The 20,385-nt window shown below is 31.9% G+C and carries 17 protein-coding genes and 1 pseudogene; all 18 read right to left on the minus strand.

Going from position 1 to position 20,385, the window contains the following annotated elements; translation table 11 throughout:
• Positions 1–12: 12 nt before the first annotated feature.
• The 18 genes and pseudogenes from ACQ9BO_RS05000 to ACQ9BO_RS05085 all read right to left on the minus strand — a co-directional run bounded on the left by ACQ9BO_RS05000 (position 13) and on the right by ACQ9BO_RS05085 (position 20,259).
• Positions 13–666 carry a DUF4249 domain-containing protein gene (locus ACQ9BO_RS05000; RefSeq protein ID WP_431243864.1) on the minus strand — a complete coding sequence of 218 codons (654 nt, stop codon included), beginning with the start codon at positions 664–666 and terminating at the stop codon, positions 13–15.
• A complete protein-coding gene (locus tag ACQ9BO_RS05005; RefSeq protein ID WP_431243865.1) occupies positions 650–988 on the minus strand; it encodes a DUF4249 family protein in 339 nt (112 codons plus the stop codon). The genes ACQ9BO_RS05000 and ACQ9BO_RS05005 overlap by 17 nt, the downstream gene beginning before the upstream one ends.
• Before the next feature lie 5 nt (positions 989–993).
• Positions 994–1,509 carry a hypothetical protein gene (locus ACQ9BO_RS05010; RefSeq protein WP_431243866.1) on the minus strand — a complete coding sequence of 172 codons (516 nt, stop codon included), beginning with the start codon at positions 1,507–1,509 and terminating at the stop codon, positions 994–996.
• A 72-nt stretch (positions 1,510–1,581) separates the two neighbouring features.
• Entirely contained in the window at positions 1,582–3,732 is a 2,151-nt protein-coding gene (locus ACQ9BO_RS05015) for a TonB-dependent receptor (protein WP_431243867.1), read from the minus strand.
• Positions 3,733–3,867: 135 nt separating this feature from the next.
• Positions 3,868–4,470 carry a hypothetical protein gene (locus ACQ9BO_RS05020; protein WP_431243868.1) on the minus strand — a complete coding sequence of 201 codons (603 nt, stop codon included), beginning with the start codon at positions 4,468–4,470 and terminating at the stop codon, positions 3,868–3,870.
• Positions 4,471–4,679: 209 nt separating this feature from the next.
• Entirely contained in the window at positions 4,680–5,756 is a 1,077-nt protein-coding gene (locus ACQ9BO_RS05025; RefSeq protein WP_431243869.1) for a hypothetical protein, read from the minus strand.
• Between the two features lie 78 nt (positions 5,757–5,834).
• Complete coding sequence (locus tag ACQ9BO_RS05030; RefSeq protein ID WP_431243870.1) at positions 5,835–6,365, minus strand: hypothetical protein; 531 nt, start codon at positions 6,363–6,365, stop codon at positions 5,835–5,837.
• Positions 6,366–6,712: 347 nt separating this feature from the next.
• A complete protein-coding gene (locus ACQ9BO_RS05035) occupies positions 6,713–7,633 on the minus strand; it encodes a DUF4249 domain-containing protein (protein ID WP_431243871.1) in 921 nt (306 codons plus the stop codon).
• A gap of 13 nt (positions 7,634–7,646) precedes the next feature.
• Positions 7,647–8,021 carry a hypothetical protein gene (locus tag ACQ9BO_RS05040; RefSeq protein ID WP_431243872.1) on the minus strand — a complete coding sequence of 125 codons (375 nt, stop codon included), beginning with the start codon at positions 8,019–8,021 and terminating at the stop codon, positions 7,647–7,649.
• Positions 8,022–8,092: 71 nt separating this feature from the next.
• On the minus strand, positions 8,093–8,485 hold the full coding sequence (locus tag ACQ9BO_RS05045; protein WP_431243873.1) for a TonB-dependent receptor domain-containing protein: 393 nt from the start codon (positions 8,483–8,485) through the stop codon (positions 8,093–8,095).
• A complete protein-coding gene (locus ACQ9BO_RS05050) occupies positions 8,461–10,041 on the minus strand; it encodes a TonB-dependent receptor (RefSeq protein WP_431245072.1) in 1,581 nt (526 codons plus the stop codon). Before ACQ9BO_RS05050 ends, ACQ9BO_RS05045 begins: the two co-directional genes overlap by 25 nt.
• Positions 9,939–10,406, minus strand: coding sequence for a hypothetical protein (locus tag ACQ9BO_RS05055; RefSeq protein WP_431243874.1), 468 nt, complete (start codon positions 10,404–10,406; stop codon positions 9,939–9,941). Before ACQ9BO_RS05055 ends, ACQ9BO_RS05050 begins: the two co-directional genes overlap by 103 nt.
• Before the next feature lie 187 nt (positions 10,407–10,593).
• Positions 10,594–11,181 carry a hypothetical protein gene (locus tag ACQ9BO_RS05060; RefSeq protein WP_431243875.1) on the minus strand — a complete coding sequence of 196 codons (588 nt, stop codon included), beginning with the start codon at positions 11,179–11,181 and terminating at the stop codon, positions 10,594–10,596.
• Positions 11,182–11,413: 232 nt separating this feature from the next.
• Positions 11,414–13,102 (minus strand): hypothetical protein, encoded by a 1,689-nt coding sequence (locus ACQ9BO_RS05065; protein WP_431243876.1) that lies wholly within the window; start codon positions 13,100–13,102, stop codon positions 11,414–11,416.
• A 115-nt stretch (positions 13,103–13,217) separates the two neighbouring features.
• A complete protein-coding gene (locus ACQ9BO_RS05070) occupies positions 13,218–14,261 on the minus strand; it encodes a DUF4249 domain-containing protein (RefSeq protein ID WP_431243877.1) in 1,044 nt (347 codons plus the stop codon).
• Positions 14,262–14,279: 18 nt separating this feature from the next.
• Positions 14,280–17,042: a TonB-dependent receptor gene (locus ACQ9BO_RS05075; protein WP_431243878.1), complete on the minus strand. Its 2,763-nt coding sequence runs from the start codon at positions 17,040–17,042 to the stop codon at positions 14,280–14,282.
• A gap of 45 nt (positions 17,043–17,087) precedes the next feature.
• The gene (locus ACQ9BO_RS05080) at positions 17,088–17,699 is read right to left on the minus strand and encodes a hypothetical protein (protein WP_431243879.1); all 612 of its coding nucleotides are present in this window, start codon (positions 17,697–17,699) and stop codon (positions 17,088–17,090) included.
• A 404-nt stretch (positions 17,700–18,103) separates the two neighbouring features.
• A pseudogene (locus ACQ9BO_RS05085) lies at positions 18,104–20,259 on the minus strand (polyribonucleotide nucleotidyltransferase).
• Positions 20,260–20,385: the final 126 nt, after the last annotated feature.

Consider the following 20,385-nt stretch of genomic DNA (forward strand, 5'->3'; position numbering starts at 1 on the left):
ATGGCTGGCCATTCAATAAATCAGTGAAATTGAAAAAAGCCTTTTTTCAGAATAGGATGACACATCAAAATAACCAATAACTTTTTCCTTTGGATTGGCAACGGATTGAATGTTGCCGTAAAAAAATCCCGGTTGCGTTTGAGATAAAATACTTCCGATATTAGATATTTCTTTTAATGTTGCAAAAAAAGTATGCGCAGGAAGACTTTGAACATATTGTTTTACCAATATGCTGTATCTGTTTCTTATAATAGGATCAGTGCTTGGAATAAATCGAACAGGGAAATTGATTACTTTGTCTTCGGATAAATCGCTTGTACTGGTTAAAATCAGTTCGTTTGAATTTTGGCTTAAGTAACAGGTTCTTGCTTCGTATGTTCTGTCCTCAAAAACTACTTGTCCCGGAGGATTAGAACCAGGAGCAAAAAATACAGGAACAGCTTTTTTAGGATACCATTTTGGTGCTACAACTTTATAGGTTTCCTCATATTCATATCTGTAATAATGCGAGCTATTTGTAGGGTCAGTGCTGTTTACAGTGATTTCAATACCAAGCTGATTGTTTTTGGTTTTTGCGGTGGCTTCTAGGCTTTCGATATTCGTTTGTTGTGGTAATTTTTCAGTGCTTGAAACATAATCTCTTCCATCCTTAGTTCGAACATGCAATTGATATTGCCTGTCTGGAGCTGACCTGAAACGGAGCAACAGAAGTATAATTCTCAGTATTTTGTTTGAAATCGTATTTATTGCCCAAATTATCACTAACAAAAACAGTAGCATTAGCTTCAAAAGTTGGCATTTTTTCATCAAGTTTATAAGCTCTTGTAACTTTTACTTCCTGAGTTTTATTTTGATTTGTAATAGTTGCTTCAATTACAATAACATCTTCATATGCACTGCTCGATTGGTAATCATAAGGCGTTGTACAGCCCAATACCGACAAGAATAAGGTTGTTATTAGAAATCTAATTAAAAAGATTTTTTTCATAACGGTTAAAATTTAAAATTATAAGTAATGGTTGGTACTGGAACCGCAAAGATTGAGGTTTGATAGGCTTTTACTTGACCATCTTTGGTTACAAAAAAGACTGAATATGGGTTGTTTCTGCCCAATACGTTATAGATCGAAATATTCCAGAAACTATGCGCTAATTTCTTGATCTTATGATTTCCTTCAATGTTTAATCCAATATCTAAACGATAATAATCAGGTATTCTGAATTTGTTTCTGTCGGTATATAAGGTGTATTCTGCACCACTGTAATAATATTTTCCAATAGGATAAGTGATAGGCCTTCCTGTTTGATATACAAAATTAGAAGAAAAACTGTAACGATGTGTAAACTTATAATTCATTACAATGCTGAAATCGTGAGGCTTGTCGAAATTACTTGGGAAATACTCACCGTTATTCACCTTTTCGTCATTAAACTGACTGTCTAATTTTATGAATGATCTAGAATAGGTATAACCAATCCATCCGTTAAGTCTTCCAATTGATTTTCGCAACAAAAACTCAATTCCATACGCTTTTCCGTCGCCTTGTAATAATTCAGTTTCTAAGTTTTGATTTAGAAGAAGTCACGATCCTACTTTGTAGTCCAAAATGTTTTTTGAAGTTTTGTAATATCCTTCAAGACTTAACTCAAGATCGTTGTATTCTAATTTTTTGAATATACCCAACGAATATTGCAAACCACTTTCTGGCTTTACATTCAAATCAGATAATTTCCAAGTATCGGTTGGCGCTTGAGTCGTATTGTTTGTGAGCAAGTGAATGTATTGGTAATTTTTGTCGAAACCTGCTTTTACAAAAAGGTTTTCGTTGAAAATATAGCGCAAACCGACTCTGGGCTCAAAACCACCATTTCTGGTAATTACTTCGTTATTGCCATACGTTTTTTGCTCAATTACTGTTGCAGGAGATTTAGGCACGCCTTCCTGATAAATATTTTGTGTTGATGGGCCAAGAGCCATATAATAGGAATATCGGGCTCCGACATCTAACAGTATTTTTTCAGAAATTTGAAATTTATCAGATAAGAAAGCGGCTGATTCCAATCCTTTTTCATTTTCAACCGAAACTGGAGTGACTATTGAGTTTTCTCCATATGGAGACAATTCTCCAGGATTTACTTTATAAAGTTTGCTCGAAATTCCATAAGTCAATTTATGCTTAGCATTAAGCTCGCTGATAAATTTTAAAACGGCCTGACTTTCGTTTATTTTATATTTTAAAAGAAAAGATTCAGGATTAATAGATTGATATTTAATACTGTATTTGTATTCGCTATTTGTTACATTAAATTCACTGTTGTTTTTTTCATTGAAGGCATGTTTCCATTTCAATGAAACTAATCTGTTGCTGTATTTAAATAACGAGTCTGGAGTCAAAGTATAAGAATCTTTACTATAGTAACCTGTTCCCTCAACCGAATTGTTTTTGTTGATTTTGTGATTGTATTTGGCAAATAAGTCATAGAAAGAAGCATGGCTGTTTTTTAATCTTTCGTCATCTAAGGTTTTTAAAATCCAATCAGAATAAGTAGCGCGCCCGCCAACTAACAAACTTGCTTTGTCTTTTACAACAGGTACAGAAAGAGTAAGATTGCTGGTTACTGGCCCAATTCCTCCTTCTCCAGAAATTTTTTCGGTATTTCCGTTTTTAGAAACAATATCAAAAACAGAAGATAAACGTCCTCCAAATTCAGAAGGAATTCCTCCCTTGTAAATATCAACCTTGTTGATTGTATATGGATTTATTGAAGAGAAAAAGCCAAAAAGATGCATAGGATTATAAATCGTAGCATTGTCTAATAATACTAAATTTTGATCCTCTTTTCCTCCTCTGACATTGAATCCAGAAGATCCTTCGCCTGCCGTTTTGATACCAGGAATCGTTAAAGCGACTTTCAAGACGTCTCGCTCTCCAAGAACCAATGGAATAGTTTTTACGCCCTCAGCCTCAATTGTTGTAACTCCTGTTATTGCGGTTCTAATGTTTTGATTGTCTTTTCCTTTTACTAAAACTTCATCCAATTGATTGATTTTTTCAATAACAGAAAAGTCTAATGTACCATTGCTGTAAATCATTATTTTTCTGGAAGTACTGTTGTAAAATAATGATTCGACTTCAATTGTGCTTAGTCCTGTTGGAAGTTTAAAACTATAAAAACCTTCGGCATTGGTGGTCGAAATTATAGAGGTGTTTTTTACTTTGACATTAATATCGGCCAATGGTTTTCCGTCTTTCAGATCTGTAATATGACCAGATAAAGTGTACAAATCAACTTCTGAATCAACGGCTTCTTTTCCAATTAATGCAATTGGAGCAGTTGTTCCAGATTTGTCTTTTTTGACCGAATCGTATTGCTGGAAAAAAATTGGAGCATTTGCATCTTTTTTATTGTTTTGAAACTTATCATAAATGATGCTGTTTTTTGTCAATATGATTTTATTCTTATTGATGTAAAAATTAAGCTCCGTGTCTTGTAAAACTTTTGATAAAATTTCTTCAATTGTTTTGTTTTGGTAATCACCAGAAATCAACACGTTTTTGTCAAACCAATTGTCTTGAAAATAAAACTTGTATGAAGTTGAAGCTTCAATTTTTTCTAGAACAGCAATTCTGTTAATATTGCTGAAGGTAAGGTTTATTGTCTTTTTTTCGCCTTGTGAATGCAGTAACTGATTAAAACCGAAAAATAATAAAAGGATAGTAAATATTCTCATTTGTATGTTTCTTCGGGTTTTAATTATTAATGTATTTCATCAAGTTTTTCATGAATAGTGGAGGGTTTTCTTTTCGCAAGCTTCTATTCATGAGATAGAAATCATTTATATTTCTTTTGCTTTCAGGGTATAAGGCTATAATTTCTTTTTTTCATTGATTATGTTGAATTTGTTGTCCTTCCATAAAACAAATTCATATCGAGGTTTGTAATCAATCACATCTAATTCTGCCTTGATATTCTTCTTTTTCTCTTTGTAATATTTAATATAAAGCGCTTGATTGTTTTTGATTAGAATTTCATTGTAATAACCACCTTTAAATAAAGAATTACTTAATCCTGTCAGTTTTACAAAGCTCTCATCACCAATTTTAAAATTGGGAATATTGGCTTTTATAAGATTTATTTTTGTTGTATTTTGTTGATCATAAGGACGTAAAACAAGTTCGTCATTATAGATGTCGTACTTTAATGAGACATCAAAATAATTTTGGTCATTATAATTAACACTTCCTTTTCTGAATTCATCTGTTCCGTAGTATCGATGTTTGTTATCGATAGTTTGGTCAAAATTCAAATGCGCAGGACCATTTTTAATATCTAAGGATTCTATTCCTGTATTTTTGTCAAACCAATTGAAGATTTCGGTTTCTTTGATACTTTGGCTGTGTATCGAAGGAATGTTTAATAATAATCCAAATAAGCATAGTAATGGTATCGTTTTTTTGGAATTTTTCAAAGGATTGGTGGATTTTTGGTTTTATTTTCGGTTAATTTCAAAAGTATTAAAAAAAGTTATAATGAATGGTAAAAACTGTTAAAATACGATAAAAAATTCATGTTTTGTTTTAAAAAACAACTCAATGTTTAAACAAATCCAAAAGAAGCAATAGGTTTTTATAGATTTTACTCTTTTTGGATTGTTTTAGTAAAGAAGTGGATTTTACATTATTTTACTTCAAAACTTTCTTTTAGCGACACTGGAACTCCATTTTTTGTAAATCCTTCTAAATTTATTTCATATTGTCCTGGAACATCAGAAGTAAAAAATGAAATCGTTTTTTCTTTTTCTTCTAATGATAATTCTGGTTCCCAAAGCAATTGATATCTGTAATCAGGAATACGGTCATATTTGCTAACACTGTTATAATCTTGCTTAAACGGTATTATTTTGCCTAAAGGTCTTTGGATTTCAGTTTTTAAAATATAAGAACCCTTTTCTTTTGTGCTATAATCATCGTCTTTTGTCGTAAAACTGATAATGCCGTCAAATGCCATTGGACCATAAAAATAAATGCCAGGCACTAAGCTGACTTTAGAAATGTTGTTCATTTTTAGGTCGATTAGTTCATTTGTATTTTGAACCAATAACCCATCAACTAAAACTAAAGACGGCTCCGAGAAAAAATTAAGATCGTGATTGATGTCTCTTACGTGTAAAGTAAAATTTTTATTTTCTTCACGATAATACATTTCCTTAACGATTTCGATGGTAGTTTCTTTTAAGGTTGGAAATCTTGTATAATTGTCTAGAATATACTCTTTCTGTAATGGATGAAAGAAGGGAAATGCTTTTGGATTGGCTTGAATACTGTCTTTTTTTAAATGGTAATACGCATTTTCGACTTGATTTGCAATTGATCTTTCTTCAAGACTGGCCTTGTAGTCGGCAGTAAGATAAAACTCTTCATTTTGTTTGAGTTCAGATAAATTATATGCGTCATATTTGTCTATTTCAAGAGTATAGTCGCTTTTGTCATTCTCAACAACTTGAACAATTGCATTAGAATAATTAGGGTTTTTGTCTAAAATAAAACTGAATTTTCCGTCTTGATTTGTTTTGACAATTTTAAAAGCGAAATCTTTTCCAGGCAATGATAGTGAGATATTTTTATCGGCTATTTGGTTTGGATCTTTGCTGTTTTTGATTGTTCCCGATAGTATTTCACCTCTTAATTCTGGCAAAAATGTTGTTAGATCTAAATTGTCTTCAGTGTTGGATTTTGCAAAATCAAATGAACTCATTTGTCTTTTAAAAGGCAAACTGTTTATTTTTTATAGAAAGAGAATAACTTCCTTTATTGTCTAGATTATTTATTGACTTTATTTTAAGAATGATTTGCTCTCTTTTTGACGCATTTTTTTATCTACTTCTAATGCAAAAAGCTGATTTTTGGAAGCAGAATTTATTGCGGTTGATTGATTTTCTGTGTTTTTTTCTCCGTTTTCTTGAGTAGTAGGTTGCGTTTGTTTTTTGTTGCTAACAATATAAGGATTTATAATGATAAGATCGGTTACAGATGCTTTTGAAATCTTGTTGTTCAACATCCAGTTTGTGTAGACGATCAGTTTGTAGTTGCCTGTTGCAATTGTTGTTGGAATAAAAAAGTCGCCTTCACTCGTGCCATTTTCGAGATAAATCTTATTGCTGAAAATAATTTGTTTTTCATTATTTACAAGTTCAACATGAGCAATTTTACTGATCGAACTAAAATTGTTGTCAGGAGCGTTTAAACAATAAAATTTGCAATGCAGTGTTTCTCCTGCAACTAAAGTCGTGTTATTTGCGTGAACAAATATATTTTCGCTATATAGTTTAGTTTCATTTTGAGTTAATGAACTATGCTTGCGCAATAGCCATATTTGCGACTATTAGCATTATGATGCTTATTATGTTTTTTAATCTATCCAAAATAAAGGTTTAATGTTAGATGAAATTCTTGTGCAGTCGGTACAACCGGGAGGAAAAAATATAATGATGTCCATGTTAGCTCGTTGTCCATAAAATACTTTTTCAGGAACGGGCGACTTAATTAAGGCCAGTATTGTTGCGCCAGCACATCCTTTTGCGTCCCAGCAGTTCGACAATTCTGTCGGGATACAGTCAGTATAAAATGGTGGATATTGGTCATCTTTAAACAGATCTCTGAAATTAAAAAAGATCCTTTTTGATGAAACCGATGATACTTCAAAATAACCGATTATTTTTTCGTCAGGATTATCATCTGATTGTAAATTGCCATAATTAAATCCGGGCTGAACCTGCGATAAAAGACTTTCTGAAGTTGAAAGTTTTTTTGAGTAGTATAATAAGTATACGATTCTAAACTTTGAACATATTGACGTACAATAATGCTATAACGCTCATTAAGGATAGGATTTGAAATATCGATGAAACGTATTGGAAGATTAATTCGGTCTTCACTTTGGCCAACGGTGCTAAGCAAGATTAAATCGTCAGACTTTTTTGTGGTATAACATACTCTAGTTTCACCTTCTCTAGGAATCATTAAAAAATTGGGCTCTTCTTTATTTGGGCTGTTCGGATCTACGATAAGTCTGTTTGGACTCCAAGCGGGAGATACAATTTTATATGTTTCTTCGTATTCGTATCGATAGAATTTTGATTTAGCACTTGGGTCATAATTTGTTACCTGAATTTGAACTCCTTTATACCCATCAATAGTTTCTACTTTTGGTTCTACCTGAACATCACTAACGGCAGTCAAAGTTTGTGTTGCAGATGAATAAGATTTTCCGTCTTTTGTAGTAATATGCAATTGATATGATTTGTCTGGAAGTGCCTGAAAGGGTTCTTTTGAAACATACAGTCCTGAATATTCTTCAAATTCAAATTCATACGTTTTATTTCCATCTTCACTAATATAAACATTTGCGCCCGCCTCCATTGTTGGAGTTTTTTCTCCTAAACGAAATGATCTGGAAATTTTTATTTCTTGTTTTTTAAGTTCATTCGTAATCCTAGCTTGAACTACGAGTATGTCTTCAAAAGTGTTTGATTGAAAAATATATTGTTCCGTACAACTGCTTATGGTGATGCAGAAAAATATAAGAAATATTTTCTGGCATAAATGTTTTGTATATAGGGTTTTAAATCTCATTTCTTATTGATGCTTAAAATTTGATATTATAAGTTATAGTTGGAATCGGTACAGAAAATATCGAAGTTTTATAGGCTTTTATTTGTCCATCTGTAGTTACGAAAAATATCGAATAAGGATTGTTGCGCCCTAAAACATTGTACACCGAAATATTCCAGAAACTGTGAGTCAGTTTTTTGATTTTATGATTTCCTTCTATATTAAAACCAATATCTAATCGATAATAATCTGGTATTCTATATTTATTGCGATCACTGTAAATAGTGTACTGCATATCATTATAAACATAAGATCCGATAGGAAAGGTGATAGGTCTTCCGGACTGATAAATAAAATTGCTTGAAAGACTGTATCTCTTAGTGAATTTATAGTTAAGGACAGCACTCACTTCATGTGGTTTGTCAAAATTTGTTGGGAAATAATGACCATTATTTACTTTTTCATCAATGAACTCAGTGTTTACTCTAATAAAAGTTCGCGCATAGGTATATCCAAGCCAGCCATTAAGTTTTCCGATATTTTTTTGACTAAAAATTCAATTCCGTATGCTTTTCCTTCACCTTGCAAAAGCTGGGTTTCTGTGTTTTCATTCAGCATTAAATCAGAACCTACTTTATAATCTAAAAGATTCTTTGATTTTTTAAAGTATCCTTCGACACTTAATTCTAATTCGTCATCTTTAAGGTTTTTGTAAAATCCTAAAGAATATTGTCTAGCTTCTTGTGGCTCAATATTCAAATCAGATAATTTCCATGCATCTGTAGGAGATTGTGTTGTGTTGTTTGTTAGTAAATGTATGTACTGATAAGTTTTGTCGAAGCTTGCTTTTACAGAGAAATCATCATTAAACAAATAACGTAGGGCGATTCTTGGCTCAAATCCGCCGTAGGTTTTGATGACTTCGTTTTTTTATAATAATTTGTGCCAATTACAGTATTGTCATTCACTGGAGCATTTGGTTGATAAACACGTTGTGTTGATTCTCCCAATGCCGAATAAGTAGAATAACGAAGCCCAAGATTCACTAAGATTTTCTCGCTTATATTGTAGTTGTCCGAAAAATATACTGCAGATTCTAATGCTTTTTCACTCTCAATTTGAACAGGAATAATTGTCGATTGAGGGCTTTTCGGATTAAGATAGCCTGGATCAACATTATATAGTTTGCTCGAAATACCGTAATTAAAAGCGTGCTTAGAATTCAGTGAATAATTGAAATTGGCAATAAATTGAGTGTCATTTAATTTGTATCCATAATTAAAGGAATCAGGAGTTCCGTTGTCAAAATCAATATTGAATTTGTAATTACTATTTGTCAAGATAAAATCGGCTTTGGTTTTTTCGCTGAAGGCATGATTCCATTTTAATGAAACTAATGCATTGCTGTATTTATAAACAGAATCAGAAGAAATGCTAAAACGATCCTTGCTGTAGTATAATGTTGATTCAATATTGTTTTTAGGATTTATCTTGTGGTTGTATTTTATAATGCCATCAAAAAAGGTCGCTTGACTGTTTTTTAAATCTTCATTGTCTAGTTTCTTTAAAATCCAGTCTGAATACGTAGTTCTGAATCCAACCAAAACACTAGCTTTGTTTTTTATAATTGGAGCACCAATAGCAAGATTGCTTGTCACCGATCCAATTCCGCCTTCACCTGAGAATTTTTCAGGATTACCGTTTTTAGAAGCGATATCAAAAACAGAAGATAATCTTCCTCCAAATCTTGCAGGAATGCTTCCTTTATAAATATCAACTTTGCTTGTTGTATAAGGATTTACGGCAGAGAAAAAGCCCAAGAAATGTGATGTGTTGTAAAGAACGGCATTGTCTAAAAGAATTAGGTTTTGGTCGTCTTTTCCTCCTCTCACATTAAATCCCGCCGAACCTTCTCCAGTTGTTTTGATTCCAGGCAAAGTAGTTGCCACTCTAAAAATATCTCTTTCGCCTAGAACTAGCGGAATGTTTTTTATTTTTTCGACATCAATTGTAGAAACTCCAGCTATAACATCTTTTACATTTTTGTTTGCGCTGGTCTTAACCACGACTTCATCTAATTCGTTAAAACTTTCATCGAGAAATACATCAAGTTTTCCATCATCGTACATCATTACGGTTTCGGTGGTTTTTCTATGATTGACTAGTTCTATGTCAATATAATTAAGGCCGTAGGGAACAGTGATTTTGTAATTTCCGTCATTATCTGTAACAGTACTGCTGTTTTTTCCGCGAACTCTTACAGTTGCATTAGAAAGAATATTTTTTGTCTTGCCATTTTTTACAGAACCAGAAAGTGTGTATGATTTTAGTTCTGCTCCTTTTTTTCTTTGCCAATATATACAATTCCCGAAACATTTCGATTTCGCGTTATGGTATCGTATTGCTGATGAAATACAGGTTTTGCTGATGGTTTTTCAGGTTGAGGCGTCGTCTTGTCAAAATAATCATCAGGCAGTGAAGTGTGAATTGTACTGCTTTTGGTCAGGATTATGACATTATTGCTTATGAAATAATTTAAAGTCGTTTTTTCAAAAAGATCACGCAATAAATCTTCAATGGAAACATTGTTGTACGTTTTGTTGATTAAAACAGGCTCGCTTTTAAGCCAATTTTCATCAAAATAAAATTTATAATTTGTTGCTTTTTCAATGTTTTCTAAAGCTGTCTTTAAATCAGCATTCTTGAATTCAATGGAGATTTTATTGCTTTTTTCCTGACCGAATATTAATGTGCAAAAAGCTAATAAAAAGATGGTAAGTATAGTTTTTCTCATTTTTAATTCGATTCAGTGGCGCGTAAATTGCTGATTTCTTTAATTAGATTTTCAATAAAAACTTTGTTGTCTGATTCTTCTAGCCGATAATTATTGCTGTAATAATTTTTTATCTTGTTTTTGTATTCGGGGAAAATTTTGATGAGATCATTCTTCGACGCTATTTGATAAAAAGTGTTTTTGTATTTTAATACAAACTCATTTTTTCTGAAAATGAATCCGTTGTAGAATTTGTAATTCCGTCTGCAATTGATCTGTGGTCGATTACAGTTGATCTGTTTTTATGGTGTTTGATATAAAGTGCAATTGCTTCAGAAAAAAGGATTTCCTGATAATATCCATTCATGAAAACAGGGCATGAAGGATTATTATAATTGATGTTAATGAATTTCTTGTCGTAAATTTTAAAACTGGCAACATTTTGTTTTATCGTATTAATGCCTAGGTAGTCAAATTTTCCAATTGGTTTTAAAACTAAAATATCATTGTGAATGTCATATTTTAAATCGACATTATTGTATGTCTGGTTTTGATAGTCAAGAATTCCAGAACTATAATTGCCAGATAAAAAATAACAGTGTGTATTGTCTAAAGATCTGTATTGATTTACATAACGAGGACCGTTATATATAGCCAGGTTTTCATTTCCAATAGTTTTATCAAACAGATTTTGAATGGATGTATTATTGCTGTTGTTTTGGCTATAGATCGATAGAATGTTTAAGAATAATCCAAATACTATGAATAAGATATTCTTTTTTTGGTAATTTTTCAAAGGATTGGTGGATTTTTGAATTTGTTTTGGTTAATTTCAAAAGTATAAAAAAAAGTTACAAATGACACTTGAGTCTGTTAAAATGTAATATTTTTTCTATTTTTTGTTTAAGCAAATTTGGTTTTTTTGAAACAAATCTAAATATCAGAATTGATTTTTTCGTGTTGAAAAGAAATGAAAAACCCCAATTCATTTAATTGAATTGGGGTTTTGACTAAGAAGTTTTATGGGTTTATTCAATTTTGAATGTTTTGTAAAAATGGGCATAATTCCCTGTTTCAGTAAGCCCTTCCAAGATGATTTCATAATCTCCAGAAATATCAGAGGTATAGAATGGGATAGTTATTTCGCTACTATTAAGAGTTATATTAGGTTTCCAAAGCAATTGATGTCTATAATCAGGAACTCGGCTACGTGTATTAGCAGTTTCGTATTTTGGTTCAAAATAGACTTTTGTAGCTTCTGGCCTTAAGATTGTCGTTTTTAAAATATTTTTATCAGAATAAATAGTCGCAAAATCTTTATTCTTTGTCGCGATACTAACAATCCCGTTGAATATTTTAGGACCATAACAATAGGGTCTGTCAACAACGCTAATGCTTTCAATTTGAAAAGCATTGTAATTAAGCAAAGCATTTATATTCTGAATTTGTAGTCCATCGACCAAAACTAGGCAAGGTTCAGGCGATTGTGTTATATTGTATTTGATGTCTCTTAAAAAGAGCGCAGGAATTTGATTGTAATCTTTAAAATTGAGTTCCGTAACAATTTCTATTATTGTTTCTTTAAATGTTCTAAACCTTTCAAAATCATCTAGATTGTATTTTTTCTCGGTAGGTTGAAAAAAGAAATTTGTATTGGTAGCTTCAATAAGACTATCTTTTTTTTGTGAAAAATAAACGTTTTCTACCTGCGATGCCAAGGAACGCTCTTGAATCGCTTTTAAGTTTTTACTAGAAATTGATGTCTTATTGGAGAAAATTAAATTTGATAAATCCGGACTTGGTGTTTTGTCTATTGTAATAGTATAATTTTCTCTGTCAGATTCTGATAGTTGCACATAACTGTCTGATATATTGGTTTGTTTGTCTATCAAAAAAATAAATTTTCCGTCGCGATTTGTTTTGGCTGTCTTGAAAATGAAATTTTTTCCAGGAATGGAAAGTGTAACTATTTTAGAACTTATATCGGAGTTTGCGGCTTTCGCAGTTATAATTCCGGTTATAATTTCGCCTCTTGTTTCTGGAAGTATTTTTATGTTTTGTTTTAAATTTATATCAGTATTAATGGTTTCATTATTTGAGTATGTAGGAATAAAATCTATTTTTCTGATATTTAAAAAATACTTTCCTCTCTCCAATGTTTTTGGCAATGTAAGTATCGCTTTTTGTCTTTTTGAATATTTTTCTTTGTCAAGGCTTAAAGGAATGTTTTCAGATGTGTTTTTTGGTTCGTTTTTATAAACGTCAAGTTTCTTAGAAGTGCTATCAATAACCATATTGATATGTTCTTCAAATGGATTTATAATGGTAAAATCTTTTTCAAAAAAGTTATTTTGATTGTTGTTTAACATCCAGCTCGTATAGGCAATAAGTTTGTAATTTCCTGTTGTTAATGTTGTTGGGATGAAATAATCGCCAGATCCAATTCCATTTTTTAAACTAATTTTAGTTTTAAACACACTTTCCTTATGATTATTAATTACTTCTAGATAAGCAACCTCACTGATATCTGAAAATACATTTGTTTTATTTAAACAGTATAATTGATAGTATAGTGTTTCGCCAGTTAAGACTGTTGAGGTGTTGGTTTTAACTAATACAGATTCTGTACCCAAAAAGGTATTAGTTTGAGCATTACCGTTAAAAGTGAAATTTACCAATAACAGTAGAAAAGCTAATTTGATTTTTAATTTTCCCAAAATGAAGGTATTATGTTAGAAGAAAATGTTGTACAATCGCCGCATTCTTTTTCAACCATATAGAATCCCGAAGGAACCATTCCTGGACCATCTCCAATATAATCGTGCGTTTTAATTATGTCATAATCATTTTGTTCGAGCTCATAAAAATAGTAGAGCCTGGCATTGCAAGTTGTAAAATACTCGGTTGGTTTTTCTGAGGGGAAAAAATCTTTGAAACTAAAAAAGATTCTTTTTTAGCGACCGAAGCCACTTCAAAATAACCAACTACTTTTTCATTTGAATCTGTTGTTGATTTGATGTTCCCAACTACATATCCAGGTTGATTTGGAGATAATAATTCTCCTGAATCAACCATTTTTTTGGATGTATAATAATAATCATAAGTCGCTTGACTTTGTGTATATTGAGAAACCATAATGCTGTAACGATTTGTTAGCATGTAATCTGTGTCGGCAATAAAACGAATAGGATATTTTACACGATCTTCAGTCAAATCGGTCGTATTGGTTTGTCTGATTCCCGTCGAGTGTTTTGTGGTAAAACAAGTCTGAATGTTAGGTGGCGCAGGAACTTTTACATAGCTATAGTATCCATTTTGTTTTACTAAATTAATACGTGTTTCAATAGGATGCGGCGTTATTATTTTATAGGTTTCTTCATATTCATAGCGATAATATTTGGAAGTATTTGTTGGATCAAAACTAGTAACGCTTACCTGGATACCTCGAATTCCATCTTTGTCTGAGACTGTTGTTTCTAGATCAATAGTATTTAGTGTAGTTAAAACTTGTGGTGAAGAAACATATGATTTCCCAGATTTAGTTGTTATTTTTAATTGATAGCTTTTATTGGGTTCTGCTTTAAATTCGTTTTCAGAAATATATTTCCCATCTTTTTCGTCAAAGTGAAATACATTTTTATCGCTGTCAATAACAGTAACGTCAGCTCCAGATTCAGGAACTTTCACGGTGTCATTAAGAACTCTAGTTCTTCCAATTTTTATTTCCTGAAATTTTAATTCGTTTGTTAATGTAGCTTCAACAGTCATTGCATCTTCAAAGTCTTGATTTTGATAGATGTATTGTTCCGTGCAACTGGATAAAATTGCAGTCGCAAAAAGGGTTAATACCGTTTTTTTGATTATAGATAAATTCATATTGACGAGATAAATGAATTAAAATTTTATATTATACGTAATTGTCGGAATCGGAACAGAAAAAATCGATGTTTTATAAGCTTTGATTTTTTTATCTTCAGTAACAAAATAAACATTATAAGGATTGTTTCTTCCAAGAACATTATAGACAGAAAGATTCCAGAAGCTATGAGCGAGTTTTTTTATTTTGTGATTTCCTTCAAAATTAAGACCGATATCTAATCTGTAATAATCTGGAATTCTATATTGATTGCGGTTGCTGTACAATGTAAAATTCTCTCCAGCAAAATCATAAGAACCAATTGGGAAAGTGACAGGCCTGCCAGTTTGATAAACAAAATTAGTTGATAAACTGTATCTCTTGGTGAATTTATAATTTAAAATAGCGCTAAAATCATGTGGTTTGTCATAATTTGTTGGGAAATATTGGCCGTTATTTATTTTTTCTGAGTCAAACTTACTGTCCAGTTTTATTAAGGCTCTGGAATAGGTATAGCTCAGCCAGCCATTAAAATTCCCTTTTTCTTTTTTGATCAGAAATTCAACTCCGTAAGCTTTTCCTTCTCCTTGAAGAAGTTCAGTTTCTATGTTTTCGTTCAAAAATAATTCGGCACCAACTTTATAATCTAAAATATTTTTTGAACGTTTGTAATAACCTTCAATGCTCAGTTCCAATGATTTTTCAATTATATTTTTGAAAAGTCCTAATGAAAATTGATTGGAAGATTGAGGTTCAGTATTTAAATCCGAAAGTTTCCAGACATCCATTGGAGATTGAGTCGTATTGGTTGACAGTAAATGCATGTATTGGTACGTTCTGTCAAAACTTGCTTTTATAGATAAATCAGGAAGTATAAAATAACGAGCAGAAATTCTAGGTTCAAAACCTCCATACGTTTTTATAGATTCATTATTTGAATACGTTTTAGTATCAACAACGGTTCTTTCAGATTTAGGAAGGCCGTCTTGATAAATGTTTTGAGTAGAAGGGCCAAGTGCGGCATAATAAGAATAACGCAAACCTAAATTAATTAAAAGTTTATCATTGACCTTGTAATTTTCAGTAAAAAACAAAGCCGACTCTAAGGCTTTTTCCTTTTCTAAAGTTTTGTTTTTAATTTGAGAATCACCATTCGTTGGTTCTAGAAAACCTGGATTAACATTGTAAATTTTACTGCTAATGCCATAATTAAATAAATGCTTCTCATTCAGGGCATACTTCATTTTAAAAACAAACTGAGTTTCATTGATCTTATAACCATAATCAAATGATTTTTCAGGTTGAGAATCGTAATCGATGTTGAATTTATATTGGCTATTAGTAACAATCAATGAAGATTTATTTTTTGCATTGAAATCATGATCCCATTTTACTGTTGCCAATAAATTGCTGTATTTATAAATAGAGTCTGAATTGATGCTGTATTTATCATGACTGTAATATAGAGAGGTTTCGAGATCATCTTTTTTTGAGATTTTATGATTGTACTTCAAAAGCAAATCATAAAAAGAAGCTTGGCTATTGTCGAGTTCAGGATCTTTGATGGCTTTCAAAATCCAATCAGAATAGCTTGCTCTGCCACCAAATACCAAGCTTGATTTTCCTTTTACAACAGGAATTTCAAGTGTAACATTGCTCATTACCGGGCCAATTCCAGCTTCGCCAGAAACTTTTTCGGTGTTTCCATTTTTAGATTTAATGTCAAAAACAGAAGAAAGACGACCTCCAAACTCTGCAGGAATACTTCCTTTGTATATATCAGCCGATTTTGTTGTAAATGGATTTACAGAAGAAAAGAAACCTAAAAAGTGCGATGGATTGTATAATGAAGCATTGTCGAGTAAAAACAAGTTTTGATCATCTTTTCCTCCACGAACATTAAAGCCTGCAGAACCTTCTCCTGCTGTTTTTATCCCAGGAAGCGTTGTTGCAACTTTAAAAATATCTCTTTCACCCAAAATTAAAGGTACATTTTTAATGTTTTCGATATTGATACTTGTGAGACCTGCAACTGCTGAGGTTGTATTTTTTGTTCTCTTATTTTCGATGACAACCTCCTTAAGCGCATTTACATTTTCATCTAAATTAAAATCAACTTTTCCATTGCTGTAAAGTACAATTCTTTTAATCTTAGATTCATGTTTGATAGATTGTGTTTCGATTATGTTGATGCCAGCCGGAACTCTAAAACTATAATAACCGTTTTCATCAGTTGTTGTACTTATATCTTTGTCCTTTACTTTTACAGTAATATTATACTCTGGTTTTCCTGAAATTCTGTCTTTGATGTAACCAGACAGGGTATAAGTCTGAGAAGCATTTATCAATGATTGTTTTCCGAGGGAAATAATTGAATCTGAATCTTTCTTAGAATCATTCAAATATTGCTTGTTGTAAATGGGAACAATTTGTGAATTCGGAGTTTTGTAGACGTTTATTTTGTCGGCATTCTTAAAATATTCTTCTGTTATAGTGTTTGATATTAAAAGGCCATTGCTTAGAATAATATTGTTTCCGTCAATAAGGTAATTGATGGTTGTATTGTTAAAAATGGCATCTAAAACTATTGTAATAGATGTATTCTTGAAGTCTCCCGAAATAAGCTCATTATCAGCTAACCATTGGTCCTCAAAATAGAAATGAAGAGAAGTGTTTTTTTCAACTATTTCAATAGCTTTTTTTCGAGTTACATTTGAATATTGTACAGAAATATTTTTTTCTTGTGAAAAAAGAAAGATTGGTAGAAAAATAAAAAAATAGAGGATAAGATGCTTTTTCATTTAGATTTTGGAATAGAGCTTATAAATTGTTGTCAATAAATTTTATCAAATCTGCTTTGAATTGGTATGGATTTGTCTGTTCCAGAATTTTATTTTTTTGTAAAAATCTTTTATTTCTTTTTTTAGTTGAGGAAATGTTGTGACGATTTCTTTTTGTGTATTTACAGATGTAAATTTTGAATTATAAAGAATTTGGTAATCAATATCTTCTTTGAATTCGGTATATAAAGTAGTTTCAATAATGGTTTCTTTTGCAGTTTTAAAATACTTAATATATAAGGAAATGTTTTTGCCTAAATATTTTTCTTCAAAGAAACCAGTGATGGTTTTAGGGTATTTGAATTTATTGTCAATATTGACAAATCGTTTATCTCCAATTAAAAAATAATCTGTTTTTTCATTTATAAGAGTTATGCCGAATGCACTGTTGTTCTCAAAGGATTTAACAAGTTGATCTTTGTATATGTCATACTTTATCAGGATGTTTTCATATAATTGATTATCATAAAAAACAGATCCTTTGACAAAGTTTTTATTTAAATAATAATTATGGCTGTTTTTTAAATTATAAGGATCACTATGAATTTTGCCGTTATTGATGTTTAAAATCTCTTCTCCAATTGTTTTGTCCAAATAATTGGAGACCTCTTTTTTCATTAGTTTGAGAAAAGCTATTGGTTGAAAAAGACAGCAGAATGAAAATTATTGTTGAGTAGTTAGCGGTTTTCAATTGTAGGTTTTTGCAGTAGAATTTCAATTTAAAAGAGACAATAGTAAATAATATTGTTTTAATTCTTGGCCATGCAATACCCTTTTTCATCAATAGTTTAGTTTTTGTGTAGTTATTTTCTATATAAAACTATGTTAATGTGTTTCTTTTTAAAAATAAATTAAACCAACAACATTGATTTTTAAACCAACAACATTATTTGAGCTATAATCTGTTTTCTGAAAACGTTGTAGTTTAGTGTTTTAACGGTATGATTTTAAGTTGAGAAGAATGTAAAAAACGAAAAACCCCAATTCAACTAAATGAATTGGGGTTTCCTATGAATAAACCTTTAGTAAACTAAGATCTGATTACTCTTTTTCTCCTCACGTGGAGGTCTTGGAACAAGCGCTTTTTTAGACACTTTTTCTTTTTTAGTTTTAGGGTCGATTCCTAGGTATTTCACTTGGAAAACATCTCCCATTTTAACTACATCAGCAACGTTTTCTGTGCGTTCCCAAGCTAGTTCAGATACGTGAAGTAATACTTCGTTTCCTGGCGCCGCAGTATATTCAACTACAGCTCCAAAATCTAGCATTTTGATTACTTTAACTTCGTAAGCTTCTCCCATTTGAGGCTTGAAAGTTAAAGCGTCAATTTTAGCCAATACAGTTTTGATGCCTTCTGGATCAGTTCCTAAGATTTCAACAACTCCTTGTTCATCAACTTCATTGATTACGATAGTAGTTCCAGTAGCTTTTTGTAATTCTTGAATTACTTTTCCTCCAGGTCCAATTAACGCTCCAATAAAGTTTCCAGGAATAGTTCTAGTAATGATTTTTGGTGCATGAGCTTTAACATCTGCTCTTGGAGTTGCGATAGTTTCAGTTAATTTTCCTAAAATGTGCAAACGTCCATCACGAGCTTGAGCTAGGGCTTGTTCCATAATATCGTAACGCAATCCTTCGATTTTGATATCCATTTGGCAAGCCGTAATACCGTCAGCAGTTCCAGTTACTTTAAAGTCCATATCTCCTAAGTGATCTTCATCACCTAAAATATCAGACAATACAGCAAATTTATCTCCATCAGTAATTAATCCCATAGCAATACCAGAAACTGGTTTTACCATTTGAACTCCAGCATCCATAAGAGCCATTGTTCCAGCACAAACTGTTGCCATAGAAGAAGAACCATTAGATTCTAAAACTTCAGAAACAACACGAATTGTATAAGGACAATCTGCAGGAATCATATTTTTTAAAGCTCTTTGAGCTAAGTTACCGTGACCAACTTCTCTTCTTGAAGTTCCTCTTAATGGTTTTGCTTCACCAGTTGAGAAAGGAGGGAAGTTATAGTGTAAGTAGAATTTCTCTTCACCTTGCTCAGATGGAGAATCGATTTGGTTAGCTTCTCTAGAAGTTCCTAAAGTTACTGTAGCCAAAGCTTGAGTTTCTCCACGTGTAAATAAAGATGAACCGTGAACTCTTGGCAAGTAATCCGTTTCACACCAGATTGGTCTGATATCTGTAGTTTTTCTACCATCTAAACGAACGCCTAATTCTAAAACAACGTTACGAACAGCTTCTTTGTTTGTTTTGTAGAAATACTTAGAAACTAAATCTCCATCAGTCTGCTAATTCTTCTTCAGTAAATAAGGCTTTTACTTCTTCTTTTACTTCAGCAAATGCGGCGCCTCTTTCGTGTTTAGCTGAACCAACTTTTGCAATAGCATAAATTTTATCGTAAGCCGCTTCTTTTACTTTTTTGTAAATTTCTTCGTTTTCTTTCTCACCTTCGTAAGTACGAATTTCTTTTTTACCAAAAGCTTCTTGTAAACGGTATTGAGCCTGAATTTGAACTTTGATAGCCTCGTGAGCAAATTTAATTGCTTCGATCATTTCAGCTTCTGAGATTTCTTTCATCTCACCTTCAACCATCGCTACAGAATCCATAGAAGCACCAATCATCATATCGATGTCAGATTTTTCTAATTCTTCTCTGCTTGGATTGATCACTAATTTTCCGTCGATACGCGCTACACGTACTTCAGAAATCAAGTTGTAAAATGGAATGTCTGAAACGGCTAATGCCGCAGATGTCGCTAAACCAGCTAAAGCATCTGGCATAACTTCTTCGTCATGAGACATTAACTGAATCATAACTTGTGTTTCAGCATGGTAATCGTCTGGGAAAAGCGGACGTAATACACGGTCAACTAATCTCATTGTTAATACTTCGCTGTCGCTTGGACGTGCTTCTCTTTTAAAGAAACCTCCTGGGAAACGACCTGCTGCACGCAAATTTTTCGCGGTAATCTACCGTTAATGGTAAAAAATCAACGCCTGGATTTGATGTGCGAGCTGAAACTGCCGTTGCAAGAATCATAGTGTCGCCCATTCTAACTACTACAGAACCATCAGCTTGTTTAGCTAAACGTCCTGTCTCGATTGTGATGCTTCTTCCATCACCTAAATCGATCTTTTCTACAAATAATTGTGGAATCATAAATTTTTTCCTTTTTGATTATACAATGGGTTTTAGTTGTGTTGTAGTTGTTGTTGTGTGTAGTTGTTGTTATCTAAAACCCAATGAAAAACCAAACTTTTTTCTTGTAATATGCTTATTATAAAT

This window comes from Flavobacterium sp. P21, assembly GCF_050632225.1.
GTDB lineage: Bacteria > Bacteroidota > Bacteroidia > Flavobacteriales > Flavobacteriaceae > Flavobacterium.

What these genes read in the sequence shown, in the direction of transcription:
- ACQ9BO_RS05005 (WP_431243865.1), bottom strand. Translation starts at nt 988, where the DNA reads ATGAAAAAAATCTTTTTAATTAGATTTCTAATAACAACCTTATTCTTG.
- ACQ9BO_RS05015 (WP_431243867.1), bottom strand. Translation starts at nt 3,732, where the DNA reads ATGAGAATATTTACTATCCTTTTATTATTTTTCGGTTTTAATCAGTTA.
- ACQ9BO_RS05025 (WP_431243869.1), bottom strand. Translation starts at nt 5,756, where the DNA reads ATGAGTTCATTTGATTTTGCAAAATCCAACACTGAAGACAATTTAGAT.
- ACQ9BO_RS05035 (WP_431243871.1), bottom strand. Translation starts at nt 7,633, where the DNA reads ATGAGATTTAAAACCCTATATACAAAACATTTATGCCAGAAAATATTT.
- ACQ9BO_RS05055 (WP_431243874.1), bottom strand. Translation starts at nt 10,406, where the DNA reads ATGAGAAAAACTATACTTACCATCTTTTTATTAGCTTTTTGCACATTA.
- ACQ9BO_RS05070 (WP_431243877.1), bottom strand. Translation starts at nt 14,261, where the DNA reads ATGAATTTATCTATAATCAAAAAAACGGTATTAACCCTTTTTGCGACT.
- ACQ9BO_RS05075 (WP_431243878.1), bottom strand. Translation starts at nt 17,042, where the DNA reads ATGAAAAAGCATCTTATCCTCTATTTTTTTATTTTTCTACCAATCTTT.
- ACQ9BO_RS05080 (WP_431243879.1), bottom strand. Translation starts at nt 17,699, where the DNA reads ATGAAAAAAGAGGTCTCCAATTATTTGGACAAAACAATTGGAGAAGAG.